The sequence below is a fragment of the Bradyrhizobium sp. USDA 4532 genome (assembly GCF_024171315.1).
In the GTDB taxonomy this organism is placed as follows: domain Bacteria; phylum Pseudomonadota; class Alphaproteobacteria; order Rhizobiales; family Xanthobacteraceae; genus Bradyrhizobium; species Bradyrhizobium australafricanum.
The window spans coordinates 3,848,376-3,870,348 of record NZ_JALJZN010000001.1 but is presented as its reverse complement, the minus strand read 5'-3'; the positions used below and the strand labels follow the sequence as shown (position 1 = coordinate 3,870,348).

General features: G+C 61.7%; 12 protein-coding genes. 9 read left to right on the top strand and 3 right to left on the bottom strand.

Features of this window, described 5'->3' with window-relative positions; genetic code table 11:
- The first annotated feature begins 636 nt into the window (after nt 1-636).
- The 4 genes from J2R76_RS18005 to J2R76_RS17990 all read left to right on the top strand — a co-directional run bounded on the left by J2R76_RS18005 (nt 637) and on the right by J2R76_RS17990 (nt 2,465).
- Nucleotides 637-825, top strand: coding sequence for a hypothetical protein (locus tag J2R76_RS18005; RefSeq protein ID WP_253624410.1), 189 nt, complete (start codon nt 637-639; stop codon nt 823-825).
- A 450-nt stretch (nt 826-1,275) separates the two neighbouring features.
- The gene (locus tag J2R76_RS18000) at nt 1,276-1,554 is read left to right on the top strand and encodes a type II toxin-antitoxin system ParD family antitoxin (protein WP_253624409.1); all 279 of its coding nucleotides are present in this window, start codon (nt 1,276-1,278) and stop codon (nt 1,552-1,554) included.
- A complete protein-coding gene (locus J2R76_RS17995; RefSeq protein WP_253624408.1) occupies nt 1,544-1,840 on the top strand; it encodes a type II toxin-antitoxin system RelE/ParE family toxin in 297 nt (98 codons plus the stop codon). Before J2R76_RS18000 ends, J2R76_RS17995 begins: the two co-directional genes overlap by 11 nt.
- Nucleotides 1,841-2,306: 466 nt before the next feature.
- On the top strand, nt 2,307-2,465 hold the full coding sequence (locus tag J2R76_RS17990) for a hypothetical protein (RefSeq protein WP_253624407.1): 159 nt from the start codon (nt 2,307-2,309) through the stop codon (nt 2,463-2,465).
- Here the strand turns inward: J2R76_RS17990 and J2R76_RS17985 are convergent.
- On the bottom strand, nt 2,462-2,800 hold the full coding sequence (locus J2R76_RS17985) for a helix-turn-helix domain-containing protein (RefSeq protein ID WP_253624406.1): 339 nt from the start codon (nt 2,798-2,800) through the stop codon (nt 2,462-2,464). The genes J2R76_RS17990 and J2R76_RS17985 overlap by 4 nt on opposite strands.
- A gap of 158 nt (nt 2,801-2,958) precedes the next feature.
- Complete coding sequence (locus J2R76_RS17980) at nt 2,959-3,261, bottom strand: hypothetical protein (protein ID WP_253624405.1); 303 nt, start codon at nt 3,259-3,261, stop codon at nt 2,959-2,961.
- A gap of 520 nt (nt 3,262-3,781) precedes the next feature.
- On the opposite strand from J2R76_RS17980, the gene J2R76_RS17975 reads away from it, so the two are divergent.
- Both J2R76_RS17975 and J2R76_RS17970 read left to right on the top strand, forming a co-directional pair.
- Nucleotides 3,782-4,174 (top strand): autotransporter domain-containing protein, encoded by a 393-nt coding sequence (locus tag J2R76_RS17975; protein WP_253624404.1) that lies wholly within the window; start codon nt 3,782-3,784, stop codon nt 4,172-4,174.
- Between the two features lie 692 nt (nt 4,175-4,866).
- The gene (locus J2R76_RS17970) at nt 4,867-6,990 is read left to right on the top strand and encodes a prolyl oligopeptidase family protein (protein WP_253624403.1); all 2,124 of its coding nucleotides are present in this window, start codon (nt 4,867-4,869) and stop codon (nt 6,988-6,990) included.
- 20 nt (nt 6,991-7,010) lie between these two features.
- On the opposite strand, the gene J2R76_RS17965 is transcribed toward J2R76_RS17970, so the two are convergent.
- Nucleotides 7,011-7,229, bottom strand: a complete 219-nt coding sequence (locus J2R76_RS17965) for an Lrp/AsnC ligand binding domain-containing protein (RefSeq protein ID WP_253624402.1) — start codon at nt 7,227-7,229, stop codon at nt 7,011-7,013.
- A 360-nt stretch (nt 7,230-7,589) separates the two neighbouring features.
- On the opposite strand from J2R76_RS17965, the gene J2R76_RS17960 reads away from it, so the two are divergent.
- The 3 genes from J2R76_RS17960 (at nt 7,590) to J2R76_RS17950 (ending at nt 21,770) form a co-directional block, all read left to right on the top strand.
- The gene (locus J2R76_RS17960; RefSeq protein WP_309143540.1) at nt 7,590-8,309 is read left to right on the top strand and encodes an aspartate/glutamate racemase family protein; all 720 of its coding nucleotides are present in this window, start codon (nt 7,590-7,592) and stop codon (nt 8,307-8,309) included.
- A 622-nt stretch (nt 8,310-8,931) separates the two neighbouring features.
- The gene (locus J2R76_RS17955) at nt 8,932-9,318 is read left to right on the top strand and encodes an ectoine synthase (protein WP_253624401.1); all 387 of its coding nucleotides are present in this window, start codon (nt 8,932-8,934) and stop codon (nt 9,316-9,318) included.
- Complete coding sequence (locus J2R76_RS17950; protein ID WP_253624400.1) at nt 9,315-21,770, top strand: non-ribosomal peptide synthetase; 12,456 nt, start codon at nt 9,315-9,317, stop codon at nt 21,768-21,770. Before J2R76_RS17955 ends, J2R76_RS17950 begins: the two co-directional genes overlap by 4 nt.
- Nucleotides 21,771-21,973: the final 203 nt, after the last annotated feature.

Genomic DNA, 21,973 nt, shown 5'->3' with positions numbered 1-21,973 from the left:
CCAGCTTCACCGAGGACGCCGGCAAGAAAGATCTATGGGCCGCGTTCACCAAGCAGGTCGCGGTCGATCCGGGGCCATTGACGAGCGTTGCGAATACGCTTTGGGAATTCTTGACGCCCCAGCCGAAAAGCCCGCGTTTTGAAGGGCAATGCGTAGCGCGACAGATCGGCCCTTCCCAATCTACGACCAGAAGCGAAAAACAGCGACGGGGCGGTTGCCTTAACTGTCACCCGCACCGGGGGCGGGGCGCGCGGCACTTAACTGGGCAAAAATGCCATCCGGATGGAGAAAGCCCTGCGCGTGATCCGTTGCTCAATAATGTCAGGACGGATTTGGCTCCTGTCACTGTGCTGGACCCGGAGGCCTCAGAGGAGAGGAGCGGAGCGGAGCATTGAAGGCCGATCTCCTCGCCGCTTTCTGAGCGGTTCACAGTGGTCGTTCCGCCGAACACGACCTGCCCGTGCAAAGTCGTCTGGCGGAAAGGGCAAGGACACGCCGCCCCTTGTTGCTAAATGAGGCGAGCGCTTGCTTCCAAGGGCTGGGACTGGGGGAAAATATCTTGCAGTGTAACCTCGGTCATATGCAGTCCCGCTTCTCAACTGGCATTATCAGCGAGACAATTTCTGGTAGGATGTCATGGACGACGAGTTTTGTAGAGAGAGGGCGCGGACCGTGCGGGAACTTGCCGAGCAAGCTGACCCGTTCATCAAGGTGCGCTTGTTGCAGCTGGCCGCCAATTACGAACGGCGCGTTGGTCAGCCAGAGAAATCAGCTCAAGATCGCGCTGACCAGCCGGCACGGAGGTCACCCATTTTCCCGCCCTAAAATTGAGAGATGGCGCTACGAGTCACCGGGCCGGGATCTTTCTCGGTGCTGCGCTTGTGCTGATCCTCGCAGCTGACCGCCGATCTCAAGGCGCCCCGCGACAAGTCCGGCGGCTCGTCGAGGAGCTGAGAGCCCGGCATCATTGGTATGCCACCGCATCGATCTGAACGCTCTGGCCTCACAACGTTGCTCCCCGGCGCTGCCTTCCGCCGCAGAACAGTGGGCCCGTGCTCAGCGCATTGCGGGCTGATCCCCTCGATCGTTGTTCATGCCTCCCACACGAAGTTGGTGGGCGCTAGCAAAATGCGCCTCGGACGGGCTGGGCCAAGAGATTTCGTTTGCCCCCGTCCTTCTATAGCCCCCACGTGGCTGGAGAACCGAGGCGCGGTATTCAGGAACCTCTTGCGAGCTATAGCATAAAGTAATATATTATGAGGCAAGGAGGTGCGTATGGCCACGAGTTATACTGTCGGCAAGCACTACGAGCGCTTCATCAAGGATCTCGTCGACAGCGGTCGCTATGCAACCGCTAGCGAAGTGATGCGGGAGGGACTGCGCCTTGTTGAAGAACGCGAGGAGCGTCGCAAGGCGAAGCTTGAAGCATTGCGTGCTGCCTTACAGGAAGGCCTTGAAAGCGGTCCGGCCGAACCGTTTGAGCCCGGGGAACTGGTCGAACAAATTAAGGCCCGAGGACGTGAACGGCTGAAAGCCGGGAAGCATGGCGGGTAATCTCACCAGGCGGCCCCAGGCCGAGACCGACCTGGACGAGATTTGGCTCTTCATCGCATCAGACAATATCGCCGCTGCAGACCGCGTGCTCGATCGTATCGGCAACGTCTTTCAGATGCTTGCCGAGAATCCACTGGCGGGCCGACAGCGGCCCGAGTTGGGTATGAGCATTCGGAGCTTTCCGGTCGGCAACTACGTACTCTTCTACGAAGCGTTTCCCAACGGCGTTGAGATCGTGCGAGTGCTGCACGGTGCTCGCGATATCACGCCGGAGGATCTCAACTGAGAACTTGCTTTGTCAGCCGTCGCACAATCGCATTTTCGATTATGAGGCGCGGGATGAAGTTGCACAGTGGCGTAGTGACCCGTCCCAATTTCAAGCGATCGACCCACTCTGTTCCGTCGAGCTGAATGGAGGTGCCCCTTTAATATCGAGACGGCTAGCCAACGGGAGACGCGTGCCTTGGCCGGCGGAGCATCTTTCCATTGCGGGGCAGTAGCCCTCTCGAAAGCGCGGCGTCGAACGCTTCTCCCGTTGGCCACCCATAGGGGAAATGCATGACAGGAGGCGCCTGAACCCATCGATATCAGCTCATCGGTCTGACTGAAGACGGCAACGCAGGGACCTGCTGCTTGGGCTTGATCGGAAGGAGGGACGCGTTCGACTCCAGGCGCTGATCTACGAATGGCTGCGTATACAGAATGTCGTCGTACGGGAATTGGCTCGTCGGTTTCGGCTGGCGGGGAAGACCATGGTGAATCTTGAAACCGCCATCTTCGAGATGGAGCTGCGAGCGATTCAGTCAGCTGAATCTCGTGGTTGCAGTTCGGGCAGTGGAGAGTGGAATTCATGGGCGGATTTGGCCGCCGTCGCATTGAATGTCATGACCCCTCCCTTTGAGCCGCTCTAAGCCGGGATAAGCGTGATCCGGCCGACTTCGCCGCGCTTGCGATGTGGCTTAACCGTTATTTCAACGTCCTGGTCGAACGCCGTGAGCATGCGCAGCAGCTTTTCCACTGAAACCAGCTTGAAATGCCCCCGGAGCAGCTTGGACAAGTCGGGCTGCTTCATATCCACAAGCTTTGCGGCTTCGATCTGGGTCATTTCCCGGTCCGCCATTAGACGTTTCAATTGGACTACAAGGGCCGCCTTCAGTTGATGCTCCTCGGCATTGGGCAGGCCGAGATCAGCAAAAATGTTGCCGGAGCCCACGGCATGGGCCGGCAGCTTTTTCTTAGGGCTCATTATCGGTTTCCTTTTGTTGCCTTGTGGATAGCCTCGGGCAAGAGCGATATTGCCGCATCGTCAAGCAAATCTGGAAATTGCCTCCATGACGTTACCTTGCGGGGTAACGTGACGGATCGGCCGGAAGTGCGCGTTCCCGATGGCCATGAGAACCGTGTTCACGGATGAGGCGCGATGGACGGTCTTGCTGTCCGGCATGGATTTTGCTGGCTCTCCAATCCTGTCGACGACGCCACGGTCAGCGAGTCGTGAAGTTCGCGATCGACACCCGAAGGGGGGCGCCTTGGCTCGGTCTCATCCATCGCGTCCTTGTGGAGGGCAGCCAACGGCGCGATCTCATCACCGTTCATCAACACCGGCGACTGCTCGGCATCCGCACGCCTGATGTCGACCATCCCGGTTGCGACCAGGCGCTGGAGCGCGTGTTTGGAAACTCCGAACAGTTCGTGGGCTTCCTGCATGTTCCGCGAGGGGCGCGGGACTTCGGCTTGACAGTGCCCAGCCGTCGCGGGAAAGCGGAAAGGCGCGCCCTCCCGAGGCACGGATTTGCGCGGCGACCTCCAGCTCCATGGCGGTTCTTTCCAGGGCATCGCCAGCTTCTACCTCAAGCGCCTGCTGAACGGCACGAAGGGTTCGGATGCAGATTGATTAGAAGTCACGAACATTTGGAACGGTGACGTTAGCTCTTTTGGCCGTCCGCAATCACTCAATAGCTACCTTTGGTTGTGAATTCAAACCCGCACGATCACGGACATGGGGTCGCAGAATCAAAAGAAGCTCGTCTCGTGTACCTCGAGGGGGGTGGCAAGCCGCTTAGGCCGTTAGGCTCGAGATTTGCGTATCGGGAACGCAACCGCGCGATAATTGTAACGATGCGTGGCTGCTGAATCACACTCAAAACTAGTTGTAGATGTGTTTAATATTTACACAATTAAGACGATATTGCGCCGTAAGGTTGTGTCGCATCTGAGCTGCACGAAGATGAGTTTGCACGGCATCGGAGCGACGGATGCGGTCGCCCAGATCCGCTTTAGCAACGTCGATTCGCTGGCCGGGCGCATCGGCGCGCGGTTCGGCCGTACCTGGTCGCTGGATGCCGAACCGGCCGGCGGCTTCGCCCGCACCATCACCGCTTGGCTGCGGCCGAACGTCTGGCATGAGTTCTGCGGCGACCCGCTGACCCAGTTCTCCTCCGACACCGGCTTCATTCCGTTCCGCTCTAGCCTCGGCGGCGGCTGGGGCGAGCTCAACGTCGGTATCAGTGGCCAGATCAACAGTTTCACCACGCTGTTCGCTAACGCCTCCTACCAGCAGCCCTTCGAAGGCAGAACCTACGCCTATGACGGCAAGCTCGGCATTCGCGTAAATTGGTAAGTCCCGGATCTGTGTCGGATCATCTTAGGACGCCAAAGGAGTCACGAAGCGTTGTGTCGACAGGCAGGCGAGCGGCTGGGTCATGTCGCTAAAGGCAAGAATGCGTTTTGCGATATCGGACACCGGCCTGCGCATACGTGGCGACCGCTGAGCGTGGGGATGGCAGTTCAAGGACGAATTGCGTCTGGATCATAAGACGAGCGAAAAGGCGGGCTCGCTTCCATTTTCCAGGAGATCCTCTTACTGGCGCGAGCGCATCGCTTCGCGGCGGGCCGAACTATGGCGCGTTCAACTCAGCAAAGGCGGGGTCCCAAACGCGCCAACACTCCGGCGGCTAACAGCTTGCGCCGTCTGTCCGAACGCGAGCGAGAAGCGGCCCCGCCGCGATATCGCACTGTCGATTTCCCAGGTCGAACCAGCGGCCTCAAAGGGCAGGCGAGGCTGTCTGATGCCGAAACCTTGTCCGGCGCACGCCTGATTGTCAGCTTCAGACCCAATGTCGGGAAGCTGACCTGGCGATGCGGTACGACGCGTCAGAAACCGCTGTTTTCCAGACGGCATGCTGCTTGCACAGTCGAGGTGCGGGCGGCGCGACATAGCACGTGCACGCTCGCAACACGAATTTCGCGACTGTGACCCAGTCGCAAGAACCTGCGGGCTCGCCTTGTGCGTGCCCGTCCGAGGATAAGACAATGAAAAAGTCCGTTCTGCGCGCCGGGTTGCTCTCGATCATATGTGTGACAGTCGCGCTGCTCCACGGGCAGTCCGGTGCGACGCCGGCGGACGATCCGTTCCTCTGGCTCGAGGAGTCCGAGGGGCCGCGCGCATTGGCCTGGGCGCAGGCCGAGAACGAAAAGACGCTCGGCTCGCTGCAGTCGGATCCTCGCTATGATCGCTTTTATCGGGACGCCCTAACCATCCTCCAGGAAAAACACCGGATTCCGTACGTTTCGCTGGGAAGACAAGGTCTCGAAAATTTCTGGCAGGACGAGAGCCATGTGCGCGGCATCTGGCGGCGCACCACCCTTGAGAGCTATCGCAGCGAGGATCCCCGATGGGAGACCATCCTGGACATCGATGCGCTCGCTGCCGCCGAGAACAAGAACTGGGTCTACAAGGGGCGCAGCTGCTTTGGACGCCGTTGCCTCGTCGAACTTTCCGATGGTGGCAAGGACGCCGTGTCCATACGCGAGTTCGATCGTGACGCCAAAAGCTTTGTTACAGGTGGATTCGAGCTGCCAGAGGGCAAGCAGAGCGTCAGCTGGCTCGATCGCGACACTGTCCTTGTTGCACGTGATTGGGGCGAGGGGACCACGACGGAGGCTGGCTACGCTTTCGTATTGAAGGAACTCAAGCGCGCTCAGCCGCTCGATCAGGCGCGCGAAGTCTTTCGTGGCGAGCGCAGCGACTTCGAAATCGTGCCATTGGTGCTTGGCGAAGGGCGAATCCATGTGACCGGTGTCGCCCGTCGGATCAACGGCTTCGAGCGCCAGTATGTGCTGTTCGAGCCCGCGGGGCCGATCGAGCTCGATCTGCCGAAGAAGTCGGCGATCGTCGGCATCGCGAGTGGCCGCCTGCTTGTGAAACTGGACGAAGACTGGATGCGCAGCGGCGAGACCAGCTTCAAGGCCGGCTCAATGATCTCGTATGACTTGGCCGAATGGAAGCAGGATCCGCTGCGGGCCAAACCATCTGTCGTTTTCCAGCCCAATTGCCGCCAGGCACTCCGCGGATTTGGTAGCAGCAGGAATTTCCTGGTGCTGACGATTTTGGACAATTTTCAAAGCAAGGCATTCGTCTACAGGTACGATCGGGGCAGATGGCATGCCAAGCCGATCCCGCTGCCGGAGAATGCGAGCGTCAGCCTATCAGCCGTTTCCCAGCAAGCGGACGAGATGATGTTTAGCGTCTCTGACTATCTCGCGCCAGCGTCGCTTTGGTACTTTGATGCCGAAAGCAAACGGCTCGAGCTCTTGAAGACAGCACCTGCGGCGTTCGACGCATCGAAGCATGTCGTCGAGCAGTTCAAGGCAACTTCGCGCGATGGTACGCGGATTCCGTACTTCCTGGTGCGACCAAGGAGCGCAAGATTCGACGGGTCAACCCCGACGCTGCTCTATGGTTATGGCGGGTTTCAGGTTCCGCTTCTCCCTTCCTACGCAGGAACTGTAGGTCGGCTATGGCTCGAACAGGGGAATGCGTATGTTGTTGCCAACCTGCGCGGGGGCGGCGAGTTCGGTCCACCATGGCACCAGGCTGGCCAGGGGGCAACGAAGCAAAAGACATGGGATGATTTCATCGCGGTCGCCGACGATCTGATCCGCCGGAAAGTCACAAGTCCGCGCCGGCTCGGCGTGATCGGCAGCAGTCAAGGGGGCCTGCTGGTCGGCGCCGCAATGACCCAACGCCCCGACCTTTTCAACGCGGCGATCATACAGGTGCCGTTGTTCGACATGCTTCGATTCACCCACTTGGGCGCCGGCGCGTCCTGGACCGCCGAGTATGGCGACCCGGCCATTCCCGAACAACGAGAGTGGATCGAGGGCTACTCGCCCTATCAAAAGCTGGTACCGGGCAGGAGCTACCCGGAGCCTTTTATTTTCACCTCCACCAAGGACGACCGCGTCCATCCAGCGCACGGCCGCAAGGCCGCCGCAAAGCTTGCTGCGCTTGGCCAACCTTATTTTTACTTTGAGAACCTCGATGGGGGGCACAGCGCCCCGGCCAATCTCATCGAACATGCGCGCCGGCTGGCTCTGGAATACACATACGCATCCAGGCGGCTTTCCCCCGAGCCACCGGGAGCCGCACCCTAAGCATAGGTCGACGGTAAACCTCAGCTCTTCATGCTGGTGAACGAGCTGACGTCAGCAAAGTCGAGGCAGGCGATCAGCTTCTTGTAAACTGCATCATAGACCTCTAGGGCCGGCACCGCGAGGCGGAGCAGATAATCGGTTTCGCCGGTTAAGCGAGAGGCTTCGAGGATTTCCGGAATATCTGCAAGGGCCCACCGGAAATCCTCAAGCCAGCCATCGAGTGGCGCGACGGCGGACACCCATGAACACAGTCATCGCTACGTTGATTTTGCGTCGGTCAACCAGGGCGACGCGCCGATCAGACCGTCGTCCTCCACGGTGCTTGACGCGCCGCCAACAGGCGGACACCGAAAGATCGCTCGATCCGGCATGCGTCGTCACGGGAGTCGTTGCGTCGAGCTGCAACTTGTCCAGAATCTTTCGGGCGACGGCATGCCCTTTCAGCCGGCTTCGCAGCTCGGGTGAGAAGAGTTTTGCCATCGCAGAGATAAGGCCTTTGATTTGCACTTTCCAGAGAGATTGCAAGAAACAACGCCGAGATTTGCCAGCCGAAGGCGCGGCACGCCTGTGTCGCCTTCGTATCAAGTGGAGATCGTAAAGTGCAGCGAACCATCGGGCTGATCGGGGGAATGAGCTGGGAAAGCACGGTCATCTATTACAAGGAAATCAATGAAATCGTCCGTCAGCGCCGCGGCGGTCTCGCCTCGGCAGACATCTTGCTTCGCTCTGTTGACTTCGGCGATATCGTCGCCCTTCAGAAGGCGGGAGAATGGAGGCAAGCCGCTGCTTATCTGGCGAGGATCGCCCGGCAGTTGGTCGATGCAGGCGCCAGCTGCATCCTGATCTGCACCAATACGATGCATGTGATTGCCGACATTGTTGCTGCCGAGCTGAGTGTGCCGCTCATTCACATCGTCGATGTGACCGCGGCGGCTCTGCTCGCCGCTTTCGTCAAGCGACCACTCTTGCTTGGGACGCGCTATACGATGGAGCAGCCGTTCTATTGTGATCGCCTGCGGCAGCGGTTCGACCTTTCGCCGGTCATACCGGCGGAGCACGAGCGGAGCCGGATCCACGATGTCATTTTCGATGAGCTGTGCTGCGGCACGGTTTCTGATCACTCGCGCCAGGAAGTCATCGACATCATTGCGCGAGGTCGCGCCCGGGGCGCCGACGCGCTCATCCTCGGCTGCACGGAGATTGGTCTTCTCATCGGTCCCGAACATACACAATTGCCGGTGTTCGATTCGGCGAGGCTGCATGCCAGGGCGGCAGCTGATTTCGCAGAGGGCAGCGGTCGGCTCATGCCGCCTCCCTAAGCGCGCAGCGACGATCGCGTCGCTGATCGACGTCTGATCTCGTCCGCGGTGAGGCCACCTGGCCTTTGCAGCTCTCAACGCGCTGTATCTGGCCATCTCGGGCAGCGCGCAGCGCATCAAGGACAATTGTTCGCTTGAACTTAGCAGTTTGTCAGATTGGCTTCACTGCCCTGCTGATTTCCGCTCGCTAGCCAGCTGAGACAGTCACAAATTCATCTCTTATCTGCGTGCGACCATGGCATGACGTTTGCTCAGTTAGCTGAGAGGCTGCGGTGATGTATTCGCGGCGCGAGGAACAGCGAAGGAAACAACTTGCCAAATTTGCGACCGGAAACGCTTTGTCTGGCCGGCAACATCACCAGCAGCATTCTCTACCCAACCAACGCAGGCAGCCGCACCACGACGACTGGGGAACATCAAGGTGGTAGGTGCACCCCTTCGGCTCAGCTGCGGAATACGCTCACGCCGATATTTTTGTCCAGACGCCGGCGAGGGCTCGGTAGGCCTTTAGGGTGTCGCCGTTATTTCGGCAGTGTGCGGAGGCCGCGCTTGCCGGTCAGTACAACGACCTCCTCCAGCTGCCGCAACAATGAATTTAACGTGTATCCGGCAATCGAACGCCATGATTGTGCGTAGCCTGCACGATGTTGAAGCGACCGACCACTTCGTCGATTGGGGCAATGGTACGAGCCACCGCCTTTTGACGGAGAAGGACGGCATGGGTTTCAGCGTCTGCCACACTGTGGTCCGCGCTAACACCGTTTCGCTTCTGCAATACCGGAACCATCTCGAAGCCTGCTACTGCATCGCCGGAGAGGGAGAGGTCGAGGACATGGACGGCAATGTCTTCTCCATTCGTAAGGGCGACATGTATGTACTTGACAAGCATGACAAGCATCTTCTGCGCGGAGGGAAGGACAAGGACCTGATCCTCGTCAGCATCTTCAACCCGCCCCTTAACGGAACCGAGCGCCACAAGCTCAACGACCCGGCAGGCTCGACATATTGAGCAAGGCGAAGATCGACTGCATGACGCAGCCTTTGCAAACTTTGTCACATGACGTGACGGCCGATGCGGGACAGCCGGTCGGCCGCATCGACATTCTGTCGAACGACGAGCGCAAATATCTACTGGAGGAGTTGAACCGGACGGCGGCGCCTTATCCGTCGGGGCTGTGCATCCATGAGCTGTTCGAGGCGCAGGTGCAGAAGGCGCCGGAGGCGGTAGCGGTGGTTCATGAGAAGGAGAGATTGAGCTATCGCGAACTCAATGCGCGGGCCAACCGGTTGGCGCATCATCTGATCGAGCTCGGGGTCAAGCCGGACCAGCCGGTGGCGATCTGCCTGGAACGCAGCGTGGCGATGGTGATTGGTGTCTTGGCGATCCTCAAGGCGGGCGGCGCCTATCTGCCGCTGGATCCAGCTTATCCACCGGCGCGGCTGCGGCAGATTGTCGGCGATGCAGAACCGCGACTGCTGCTTTGCGATGCCGCCGGCCGAACCGCACTGGGCCGCGAGGGGCTCGCCGATGTCAGCGTGGTCGATCTGGATACTGGCACCCCGGCCTGGCGCGAATTGGCCCCTTCGGACCCCGACCCGCGCACGCTTGGTCTCACATCGCGCCATCTCGCCTATGTGATCTACACCTCAGGCTCGACCGGAACGCCCAAAGGCGTCGAAATGTCCCACGGCTCGCTTGTGAATTCGCTTGCCGGGATTGGCACGTCAAAACTGCGTACACTTCAGTTCGCGACCCTGAACTTCGATGTGTCCTGCCAGGAATTGTTCATTTGTTGGAAGGACGGCGGAGTACTTGTGCTCCTGCGGGAAGAGACCCGGAGGCGCTTTTCCGACCTGCTGGAGTTTGTCGAGCGGGAAGAGATTGAGCGGCTTTTCCTCCCATTCGTGGCATTAAATCATCTTGCAGAAGTCTGGAGCACGCAGCGCGTGCAGCTGCCCTCTTTAAGAGAGCTTTATACAGCCGGCGAACGATTGCAGGCCACTCCACTGCTTAGGGCGTTCTTCGAAGCGCACCCGAACGCGAGATTGATCAATCAATATGGGTCCACAGAAATCAGCGTCATTTCCGAGCACCACCTTGCAGCTGATCCGTCATGTTGGCCCGAGATGCCTCACATTGGGCGTCCAATTGCCAACACGCGGGTGTACCTGCTGGACGGTCATGGCGCGCCCGTGCCGTTCGGTGCGGTGGGCGAGCTTTACATTGGCGGGGCGGGGGTGGCGCGGGGCTATTTGAACCGCCCTGAACTGACGGCCGAGCGGTTCATCGCCAGTCCCTTTGTCGAGGGCGATCGGCTGTACCGGACCGGCGACCTCGGGCGTTATCTGCCGGACGGCAATCTTGAGTTTTTGGGCCGCAACGACGACCAGGTGAAGATCCGCGGCTACCGCATCGAGCCGGGCGAGATCGTAGCAAAGCTTTGCGAGCACGCCTGGGTGCGCGAGGCGGTGGTGGTGACGCGCCAGAGCCGCGCCGGCGACAAGCATCTGATCGCCTATGTGGTCTGCGCGCCGCGGGCTGCGGACGGGGGCGATGGAGGCGGGCTTGCGGGCGCCTTGCGCGCGCACTTAAGTAGCCGGCTGCCGGACTACATGGTGCCGGCGGCGTTCGTGCTGATCGCGGCGCTGCCGCTGACGCCGAACGGCAAGCTCGACCGGAATGCGCTGCCGGCGCCGGCCGATGCAGCCTATGCGCTGGCGGCCTATGAGGCGCCGCAGGGCGCGGTCGAGACCGCGCTGGCGCGGATCTGGGCCGAGCTTCTCGGTGTCGAGCGCATCGGCCGCCACGACCACTTCTTCGAACTGGGCGGCCACTCGCTCCTGGCCGTGCAGGTGTCGAGCCGGCTGTCACAGGCTGTCGGGATCGAACTGCCGCTGTCGACGCTGTTCGCCAGGCCAGTGCTGATTGACCTGGCGGCAAGCATCATCGAGCTGTTGAGCCGCTCCGGTCCGCAACAGCTGCCGGCGATTGCAGTTGTGTCGCGGCGTGAGCCGCTGGTGCTGTCGTTTGCGCAGCAGCGGCTATGGTTTTTGGCACAGCTGAACGTAGGCAGCACCAACTATCACATTCCGCTGGCCCTGCGACTGCGCGGGGTGCTCGACCGCCGCGCCTGGCAGCGCAGCCTTGACCGTCTGTTTGCGCGTCATGAGGCGCTGCGCAGCGTCTTTGTCGCGACGCAAGGCAAGCCCCGCGTTGAGGTCCTGCCGCCGGATGCGGGATTGCCGGTACTTGAGCACGATCTTCGGCACAGAACTGATGCGGAAGCGGCACTTTTGGATCTGTGCCAAGAAGAGGCGCGCACGCCATTCGATCTTGCGCGCGGTCCACTGATCCGCGGGCATCTGGTGCGGATCTCGGACGAGGAGCACGTCTTCCTGCTGACCCAGCATCACATCGTCTCGGACGGCTGGTCGATGGGCGTGCTGCTGCGTGAACTCAGCCAGCTTTACCGGGCATTCGGGGTTGGTCAGGACGATCCTTTGCCGGCGCTGGCGATCCAGTATCCGGATTACGCCGCCTGGCAACGCCAATGGCTGTCGGGGGAACGGCTGCAGAAGCAGGCGCAGTATTGGCGCAGCGCCCTGGCGGGCACGACCCGTCTTGTCTTGCCGACCGACCGTGTGCGGCCGGCCCAGCAGTCGTTTGCCGCGGCCACGGTCCCGATCGTCATCGATGCGGATCTGACGCGGGAGCTGAAGCGGCTGAGCCTGCAGCATGGCACGACCTTGTTCATGACGGTGCTGGCGGCCTGGGCGGCGGTGCTGTCGCGTCTGTCGGGACAGGACGATCTTGTGATCGGCGTGCCGAGCGCCAATCGGGGGCATCGGGAGATCGAAGAGCTGATCGGGTTCTTCGTCAACACCCTGGCGCTTCGGTTGGACCTGTCAGGCGAGCCAAGCGTGTCGGAGCTTCTGGAGCGGACGCGGCGCACGGTGCTGGCTGCGCAAGAGCATCAGGACCTACCGTTCGAGCAGGTGGTGGAGATCGTGCAGCCGCCCCGGGCTCTTGATCACACGCCGTTGTTGCAGGTGATGCTGGCTTGGGAGAACAATGCGGTTGGGTCACTGGACCTGCCGGGACTGAGTATCGAAGTTGCCGGGGAGGAGATTGACCAGGTCGAGTTCGATCTGGAGCTGAGCCTTGGAGAGCATGGCGGGGAGATCGCCGGAACGCTGGGTTATGCCACGGCACTGTTCGATCAGGCGACCATCGAGCGGCAGCGTGGTTATCTGCTGGCGCTGCTGCGGGCAATGGCTGCCGATGCGCAGCAAGAGGTCCGCCGCATCGACATCCTGCCGGCCGAGGAGCGCAGCTATCTCTTGGAGGAGTTGAACCGGACGGCGGCGCCTTATCCGTCGGAACGGTGCATCCATGAGCTGTTCGAGGCGCAGGTGCAAAGGGCGCCGGATGCAATGGCGCTGGTCTGCGAAGATGAGCGGCTGAGCTATGGCGAACTCAACGCGAGGGCCAACCGGCTGGCGCATCATCTGATCGCCCTCGGGGTCAAGCCTGGGGATCGCATTGCCACCGTGCTGGACCGCTCCGCCGCTCTTGTGGTGGCGCAGCTGGCGATTCTGAAGGCGGGCGGAGTGTATGTACCGATCGATCGCGCCCTTCCATCTGCGCGACAAGAATTGTTGATGGCCGATTGTGCTGCACGCCTGGTGCTTTGCGGGGATGACCTGGTTGAGGCGACGATACCTGTTCTCGCTATTGAGCCGCTCATAGTTGGAACGGGATGTAGTAGCGATCCTGGTCTGGTGTTGAGCGCTGAGACTGCCGCTTACGTCATGTACACCTCCGGCTCAACTGGCCTTCCGAAAGGCGTTGTTGTTCCTCATCGTGCCGTCAACCGGCTCGTGATCAACAGTGGCTATGCGAAGGTCGATGCAGGAGATCGGGTGGCATGGGCTGGCAATCCCGCCTTCGACGCAAGCACATTCGAAGTATGGGCACCGCTGCTTAACGGTGGTTGCATTGTTGCAATGGATGCCGCCACCGTCAGAGATACTTCCAGTTTTGCCCGGGCGCTAGAACAGCACCGCGTGACATCACTGTTTCTGACAACAGCATTGTTCAACCAATATACTTCATCGATTGCTCCGACGTTGGCGCAGCTGAAGTACGTCCTCTGTGGGGGTGAGCGCGGTGATCTCGCCTCATTTCTGAGATTGCTGAAAGAAAAAGGCCCCGTACGTCTCATTCACTGCTACGGGCCCACTGAGACGACGACGTTTGCGACGGCCTGGACTTGTCCGGCTGATTTTGATGGGTCGGTGGTCCCGATCGGCCGTCCAATCGCCAACACGCGGGTGTACCTGCTGGACGGTCATCGCGGGCCCGTGCCGTTCGGCGCGGTGGGCGAGCTTTACATTGGCGGGGCGGGGGTGGCGCGCGGGTATTTGAACCGCCCTGAACTGACGGCCGAGCGGTTCATCGCCAGTCCCTTTGTCGAGGGCGATCGGCTGTACCGGACCGGCGACCTCGGGCGTTATCTGCCGGACGGCAATCTGGAGTTCCTGGGCCGCAACGACGACCAGGTGAAGATCCGCGGCTACCGCATCGAACCGGGCGAGATCGTAGCAAAGCTGTGCGAGCACGCCCTTGTGCGCGAGGCGGTGGTGGTGACGCGCCAGAGCCGCGCCGGCGACAAGCATCTGATCGCCTATGTGGTCTGCGCGCCGGAGGCCTGTTCGGACGAGGGCGATGCAGGCGGGCTTGCAGGTGCCTTGCGCGCGCACTTGAGTAGCCGGCTGCCGGACTACATGGTGCCGGCTGCGTTCGTGCCGATCGCCGCGCTGCCGCTGACGCCGAACGGCAAGCTCGATCGCAACGCGCTGCCGGCGCCAGCCGATGCAGCCTATGCGCTGGCGGCCTATGAGGCGCCGCAGGGCGCGGTCGAGACGGCGCTGGCGCGGATCTGGGCCGAGCTGCTCGGTGTCGAGCGCATCGGGCGCCACGACCACTTCTTCGAACTGGGCGGCCACTCGCTCTTGGCCGTGCAGATGTCGAGCCGGCTGTCACAGGCTGTCGGGATCGAACTGCCGCTGTCGACGCTGTTCGCCAGGCCAGTGCTGATTGACCTGGCGGCAAGCATCCTCGAGCTGTTGAGCCGCTCCGGTCCGCAACAGCTGCCGGCGATTGCAGTTGTGTCGCGGCGTGAGCCGCTGGTGCTGTCGTTTGCGCAGCAGCGGCTATGGTTTTTGGCGCAGCTGAACGTAGGCAGCACGAACTATCACATTCCGCTGGCCCTGCGACTGCGCGGGGTGCTCGACCGCAGCGCCTGGCAGCGCAGCCTTGACCGTCTGTTTGCGCGTCATGAGGCGCTGCGCAGTGTCTTTGTCGCGACGCAAGGCAAGCCCCGCGTTGAGGTCCTGCCGCCGGATGCGGGATTGCCGGTACTTGAGCACGATCTTCGGCACAGAACTGATGCGGAAGCGGCACTTTTGGATCTGTGCCAAGAAGAGGCGCGTACGCCATTTGATCTTGCGCGCGGTCCACTGATCCGCGGGCATCTGGTGCGGATGTCGAATGATGAGCACGTCTTCCTGCTGACCCAGCATCACATCGTCTCGGACGGCTGGTCGATGGGCGTGCTGCTGCGTGAACTCAGCCAGCTTTACCGGGCATTCGGGGCTGGTCAGGACGATCCTTTGCCGGCGCTGGCGATCCAGTATCCGGATTACGCCGCCTGGCAACGCCAATGGCTGTCGGGGGAACGGCTGCAGAAGCAGGCGCAGTATTGGCGCAGCGCCCTGGCGGGCACGACCCGTCTTGTCTTGCCGACCGACCGTGTGCGGCCGGCCCAGCAGTCGTTTGCCGCGGCCACGGTCCCGATCGTCATCGATGCGGATCTGACGCGGGAGCTGAAGCGGCTGAGCCTGCAGCATGGCACGACCTTGTTCATGACGGTGCTGGCGGCCTGGGCGGCGGTGCTGTCGCGTCTGTCGGGACAGGACGATCTTGTGATCGGCGTGCCGAGCGCCAATCGGGGGCATCGGGAGATCGAAGAGCTGATCGGGTTCTTCGTCAACACCCTGGCGCTTCGGTTGGACCTGTCGGGCGAGCCAAGCGTGTCGGAGCTTCTGGAGCGGACGCGGCGCACGGTGCTGGCTGCGCAAGAGCATCAGGACCTACCGTTCGAGCAGGTGGTGGAGATCGTGCAGCCGCCCCGGGCTCTTGATCACACGCCGTTGTTGCAGGTGATGCTGGCTTGGGAGAACAATGCGGTTGGGTCATTGGAGCTGCCGGGGCTGAGTGTAGAGGCTGTCTCCGAGATCGATCAGATCAAATTCGACCTGGAGCTGAGCCTTGGCGAGCATGGCGGGGAGATCGCCGGAACACTGGGTTATGTTACGGCGCTGTTCGATCGCGCGACCATCGAGCGGCAGCGTGGTTATCTGCTGGCGCTGCTGCAAGCGATGGCTGCCGATGCGCAGCAAGAGGTCGGCCGCATCGACATCCTGCCGGCCGAGGAGCGCAGCTATCTCTTGGAGGAGTTGAACCGGACGGCGGCGCCGTATCCGTCGGAGCGGTGCATCCATGAGCTGTTCGAGGCGCAGGTGCAAAAGGCGCCGGAGGCGGTGGCGCTGGTCTGCGAACATGAGAGGCTGAGCTATGGTGAGCTCAACGCACGGGCCAACCGGCTGGCGCATCATCTGATCGCCCTCGGGGTCAAGCCGGACCAGCCGGTGGCGATCTGCCTGGAACGTAGTCTGGCGATGGTGGTCGGGCTTTTGGCGATCCTCAAGGCGGGCGGTGCCTATCTGCCGCTGGACCCGGCCTATCCCGGCGAGCGGCTGCGGCAGGTTGTCGACGATGCTGCGCCGCGGCTGCTGCTTTGCGATGCCGCCGGACGCGCAGCACTCGGCCCCGACGTGCTGAATGCCGTGACGGTGGTCGATCTGGCAACGGCCACGCCGGCCTGGGCCGAACGGCCGGATTCGGACCCTGACCCACGCGCGCTTGGTCTCACGTCCAGCCATCTCGCCTATGTGATCTACACCTCAGGCTCAACCGGAACGCCCAAAGGAGCGCAGAATGAGCATCGGGCTATTATCAATCGCCTGATCTGGATGCAAAAAGCCTACGCACTCAATGCGACTGACGTTGTCTTGCAGAAGACCTCATTTTGCTTCGATGTCTCGGCCTGGGAATTCTTCTGGACGTTGCTTGAAGGGGCGAGCCTGGTGCTGGCGCTTCCTGGTGCGCACAAAGACCCTGATGCGCTTGTCAACTTGATAGTCAGCCAACACATCACCACAGCTCACTTTGTACCATCGATGCTGATCAGCTTCATGGACGCGAAGGGGGTTGATCGCTGCACATCGCTGAAGCGTCTCATCTGTAGTGGTGAGGCGCTGTCTGCCTCTCTTGTGCAGAAGGTTCGTCGCGTATTGCCCTGGACTGGTCTGCACAATCTGTACGGTCCCACGGAAGCTGCTATCGACGTGACCGCCTGGACTTGTCCGGCTGATTTTGATGGATCGGTGATCCCGATCGGCCGCCCAATCGCCAACACGCGGGTGTACCTGCTGGACGGTCATGGCGCGCCCGTGCCGTTTGGCGCGGTGGGCGAGCTTTACATCGGCGGGGCGGGGGTGGCGCGCGGGTATTTGAACCGCCCTGAGCTGACGGCCGAGCGGTTCATCGCCAGTCCCTTTGGCGAGAGCGATCGGCTGTACCGGACCGGAGACCTCGGGCGTTATTTGCCGGACGGCAATCTTGAGTTTTTGGGCCGCAACGACGACCAGGTGAAGATCCGCGGCTACCGCATCGAGCCGGGCGAGATCGTAGCAAAGCTGTGCGAGCACGCCCTTGTGCGCGAGGCGGTGGTGGTGGCACGCCAGAGCCGCGCCGGCGACAAGCATCTGATCGCCTATGTGGTCTGCGCGCCCGAGACCGGTACCCCCGAGGCCGGCTCGGACGGGGGCGATGCAGGCGGGCTTGCGGGCGCCTTGCGCGCGCACTTAAGTAGCCGGCTGCCGGACTACATGGTGCCGGCTGCATTCGTGCCGATCGCAGCGCTGCCGCTGACGCCGAACGGCAAGCTCGATCGGAATGCGCTGCCGGCGCCGGCCGATGAAGCCTATGCGCTGGCGGCCTATGAGGCGCCGCAGGGCGCGGTCGAGACCGCGCTGGCGCGGATCTGGGCCGAGCTGCTCGGTGTCGAGCGCATCAGTCGCCACGACCACTTCTTCGAACTGGGCGGCCACTCGCTCTTGGCTGTGCAGGTCTTGGAGCGGCTGCGGCGGCTGTCGCTCGGGGTGGAGGTACGCACCTTGTTCGCCAGGCCGGTGCTGGCCGATCTTGCCGCCAGCCTTGGCAGCCATCACGAGGTGGCAGCCCCCGTCAACCTGATCACCGAGCAAAGCACCGCCATTACGCCGCCGATGCTGCCGCTGATTGAGCTGACACAGGGCGAGATCGATCGGATCGTCGCCACAGTGCCCGGCGGCGTCAGCAACATCCAAGACATCTATGGCCTGTCGCCGCTGCAAGACGGCATCCTGTTCCATCATCTGCTAGCCAGTCGGGGCGATCCCTACCTGATGGTGTCGCAGGTGGCGTTTGCCGAGCGTGCCCTGTTGGAGCGTTATCTTGGTGCGGTTCAGCAGGTGGTGGATCGGCACGACATCCTGCGTACGGCGTTTGTTTGGGAGGGGCTGTCGAGCCCGGTCCAGGTCGTCTGGCGGCGCGCGCCGCTACACGTGAGCGAGGTCGAGCTGGATGGCTGCGAAAGCGCCGGTGCCGATGAGCTCCGGCGCCGGTTTGATCCGCGCCGGCAGCGCATCGAAATTGGCCAGGCGCCCTTGTTGCGGTTTGTGATCGCGCGCGAGCCCGCCAGCAGGCGCTGGCTGCTGCTGCAGTTGCAGCACCATTTGATCGGCGATCACACGACGCTGGAGGTGATGCATACCGAGGTGCGCGCCGTGCTCGAGGGGCGTGCGCATGAGTTGTCAGAGCCGCAGCCGTTCCGCAATCTGGTCATGCAATCGCGGCTCGGCGTGAGTGCGGAAGCGCACGAAGAATTCTTCCGAAAGATGCTGGCCGACATCGACGAGCCGACCATGCCGTTTGGGCTAAGCGAGGTCTACGGCGACGGCAGCGGGCTCAGTGAGGCGCATCGGATGCTGCCGCCGGCGCTCAACGAGCGGCTGCGCGAACAGGCGCAACGGCTCGGGGTGAGCTTGGCCAGCCTGTGCCATCTGGCCTGGGGGCAGGTGGTGGCGCGCAGCAGCGGCCGAGAGCAGGTGGTGTTCGGCACGGTGCTGTTCGGCCGAATGCATGCGGGCGCGGGCGCCGACCGTACAATGGGCCTGTTCATCAACACGCTGCCTGTGCGGCTTGCCCTGGACGAGACCGGGGTTGCGGCGAGCGTGCGCAGTACCCACGCGCAGCTTTCCGAGCTGCTTGCGCATGAGCATGCTTCGCTGGCGCTGGCGCAACGCTGCAGCGGCGTTGCGGCGCCAGCGCCGCTGTTCAGCGCGCTGTTGAACTACCGTCACAACAGGCCGGCGGCCACGCCCGGCCTCGGAACGGATGATGTCCTGTCGGGCGTGGAATGGCTCGGCGGCGAGGAGCGCACCAACTATCCCGTAAACTTGTCGGTCGAGGATTATGGCGAAGCGCTCGGCCTGACGGCGCAGGTGGCGGAGCCTGTTTCTGCTGATCGGGTCTGCGGCTACATGCAGCGGGCGCTCGAGCAACTGGCCGAGGCGCTGGAGCATGCCCCCAACATGCCGGTGCGCGAGCTCGACATCCTGCCGGCCGAGGAGCGCAGCTATCTGCTGGAGGAATTGAACCGAACCGCGGCGCCTTATCCGTCGGAACGGTGCATCCATGAGCTGTTCGAGGCGCAGGTGCAAAAGGCACCGGAGGCGGTGGCGCTGGTCTGCGAAGATGAGCGGCTGAGCTATGGTGAGCTCAACGCACGCGCCAACCGGCTGGCGCATCATCTGATCGCCCTCGGGGTCAAGCCGGACCAGCCAGTGGCGATCTGCCTGGAACGTAGTCTGGCGATGGTGGTCGGGCTTTTGGCGATCCTCAAGGCGGGCGGTGCCTATCTGCCGCTGGACCCGGCCTATCCCGGCGAGCGGCTGCGGCAGGTTGTCGACGATGCTGCGCCGCGGCTGCTGCTTTGCGATGCCGCCGGACGCGCAGCACTCGGCCCCGACGTGCTGAATGCCGTGACGGTGGTCGATCTGGCAACGGCCACGCCGGCCTGGGCCGAACGGCCGGATTCGGACCCTGACCCACGCGCGCTTGGTCTCACGTCCAGCCATCTCGCCTATGTGATCTACACCTCAGGATCCACGGGAACCCCAAAGGGCGTCATGGTCCAGCATCGGGAGCTGGTCAATCTGCTGTCGGCTCAGGTCGGCCTTTTTCGCGCTTCTTCCAAGAGTCGAGTCGTGCAGTTCGCCTCCATTGGTTTTGATGCAAGCGCTTGGGAGCTTGTTATGGCGTTTGGCTCTGGAGCCGCGTTGCACTTGCCAGCGGACGAGATGCGTCAAGCGAGTAACAAGCTATCGGATTATCTCCGAAGCGAAGCTATCACCCATGCGACGTTACCCCCCGCGTTGCTACCGGCAAGTAAGAATCTGGGATGTTTGGCTTCGCAAGTTCTCATTCTTGCTGGCGAGCTGCCGAAGGCTGAACTCATCCGAAGTCTTGCCCCGGCATCAATTGTCAACGCGTATGGCCCGACCGAGACAACAGTTTGCGCGACGGTCTGGAATTGCCCGGCTGATTTTGATGGGACAGTGGTTCCGATCGGGCGTCCAATCGCCAACACGCGGGTGTACCTGCTGGACGGTCATGGCGCGCCCGTGCCGTTTGGTGCGGTCGGCGAGCTTTACATTGGCGGGGCGGGAGTGGCGCGCGGGTATTTGAACCGCCCTGAACTGACGGCCGAGCGGTTCATCGCCAGTCCCTTTGTCGAGGGCGATCGGCTGTACCGGACCGGAGACCTCGGGCGTTACCTGCCGGACGGCAATATTGAGTTTTTGGGCCGCAACGACGACCAGGTGAAGATCCGCGGCTACCGCATCGAGCCGGGCGAGATCGTCGCAAAGCTTTGCGAGCACGCCCTTGTGCGCGAGGCGGTGGTGGTGGCACGCCAGAGCCGCGCCGGCGACAAGCATCTGATCGCCTATGTGGTCTGCGCGCCGCGGGCTGCGGACGAGGGTGATGCAGGCGGGCTTGCGGGCGCCTTGCGCGCGCACTTAAGTAGCCGGCTGCCGGACTACATGGTGCCGGCTGCGTTCGTGCCGATCGCGGCGCTGCCGCTGACGCCGAACGGCAAGCTCGATCGGAACGCGCTGCCGGCGCCGGCCGATGCAGCCTATGCGCTGGCGGCCTATGAGGCGCCGCAGGGTGCGGTCGAGACCGCGCTGGCGCAGATCTGGGCCGAGCTTCTCGGTCTCGAGCGCATCGGGCGCAACGACCACTTCTTCGAACTGGGCGGCCACTCGCTCTTGGCCGTGCAGATGCTCGGTCGAGCATTAGAACTTGGGCTGAGCTTTAGCGCTGCCGATCTCTTCCAAACCCCTGTTCTGAAGGAATTTGCATCAAAGGTTCATGTGGAGCCACAGCCCAGTAGCCGAGAGGTAGTTTCCGTTCGATCAACCGGATCGCAGCCACCGCTCTTCTTTGTCCCCTCAGGTTTTGGGGATTATTCCTATGTCTTCGGTTTGGTGGCGGAAATGGATGTAGATTGCCCCGTCTACGCCCTGCCATGGCCGCCCTTCAATGACGTTTGCTCACCCACTCTTGAGGCGATGGCCGCAGAGGTGATCCGTGCGATTAAAGAGATCCAGCCACGAGGCCCATACCGTTTTGCTGGATACTCATCAGGTGCAATCCTGGCCTATGCAATTGCCGAGCAATTGCTGAGCATCGACGAAGTTGTATCATTCATGGCGTTCATCGATGTTGGTTCACCTGCAGATTATTCAAACGCATCACACATCAATTTGGCTCGAGAATTTGTTTTGGAGCGTTGTAGAATCTCGCACGATGAATACGGCGAGGCTTTCGAAGGATGCACGGAGCAATGTTCCATTTCTGAGTTGCTCGAAAAGGCGCAGCAAATAGGAGCGTTACCTCCAGATCACGATCTCCACAGCGATGTTTCAATGTATCAAAGGGCCGTGGCATTTCAGCGGGCGCTACAATCGTACCGAGTTCCGCCGCTCCCGATCGAGATACATCAGTTTTATGCCAGCGAGCCTCTCATCAGCTCTGGGGTACCACCCGACGAACAACCGCATCACAAGGCAAACTCGCCAAAGAAGGGTTGGGACTTGGTTTTGGATGCCGCGGCCATTCATGCGGTGCCGATGCCAGGCAATCACACGACAATGGTGAGCAATCCAGAAAACCGGCAAGTTCTGGCTCGGGCCATTTCAAGGGCGCTAAGCGGGACTGTTAAATAGACAAGGACTTTCTCTCGAAAAGCTTGGGTTCGAAGGTCAGTCTCAAGCCCCAAAATACCCCACAGGTCGGCAAGCGGCTCGGTGGTCCAGACTTCGATCTCGCTGCAAAACCACCGAGACTCTAACTGCCCCCCGATCAAATTCAGGCGCAGATCAGAAGCGGTCCGTATGTGGGCGACCGCCGCCGCTCTGGTCGACCCTCA

Coding starts and splice junctions, on each gene's coding strand:
- J2R76_RS18005 (WP_253624410.1), top strand. CDS start 637: ATGGACGACGAGTTTTGTAGAGAGAGGGCGCGGACCGTGCGGGAACTT.
- J2R76_RS18000 (WP_253624409.1), top strand. CDS start 1,276: ATGGCCACGAGTTATACTGTCGGCAAGCACTACGAGCGCTTCATCAAG.
- J2R76_RS17995 (WP_253624408.1), top strand. CDS start 1,544: ATGGCGGGTAATCTCACCAGGCGGCCCCAGGCCGAGACCGACCTGGAC.
- J2R76_RS17990 (WP_253624407.1), top strand. CDS start 2,307: ATGGTGAATCTTGAAACCGCCATCTTCGAGATGGAGCTGCGAGCGATT.
- J2R76_RS17985 (WP_253624406.1), bottom strand. CDS start 2,800: ATGAGCCCTAAGAAAAAGCTGCCGGCCCATGCCGTGGGCTCCGGCAAC.
- J2R76_RS17980 (WP_253624405.1), bottom strand. CDS start 3,261: ATGCAGGAAGCCCACGAACTGTTCGGAGTTTCCAAACACGCGCTCCAG.
- J2R76_RS17975 (WP_253624404.1), top strand. CDS start 3,782: ATGAGTTTGCACGGCATCGGAGCGACGGATGCGGTCGCCCAGATCCGC.
- J2R76_RS17970 (WP_253624403.1), top strand. CDS start 4,867: ATGAAAAAGTCCGTTCTGCGCGCCGGGTTGCTCTCGATCATATGTGTG.
- J2R76_RS17955 (WP_253624401.1), top strand. CDS start 8,932: ATGATTGTGCGTAGCCTGCACGATGTTGAAGCGACCGACCACTTCGTC.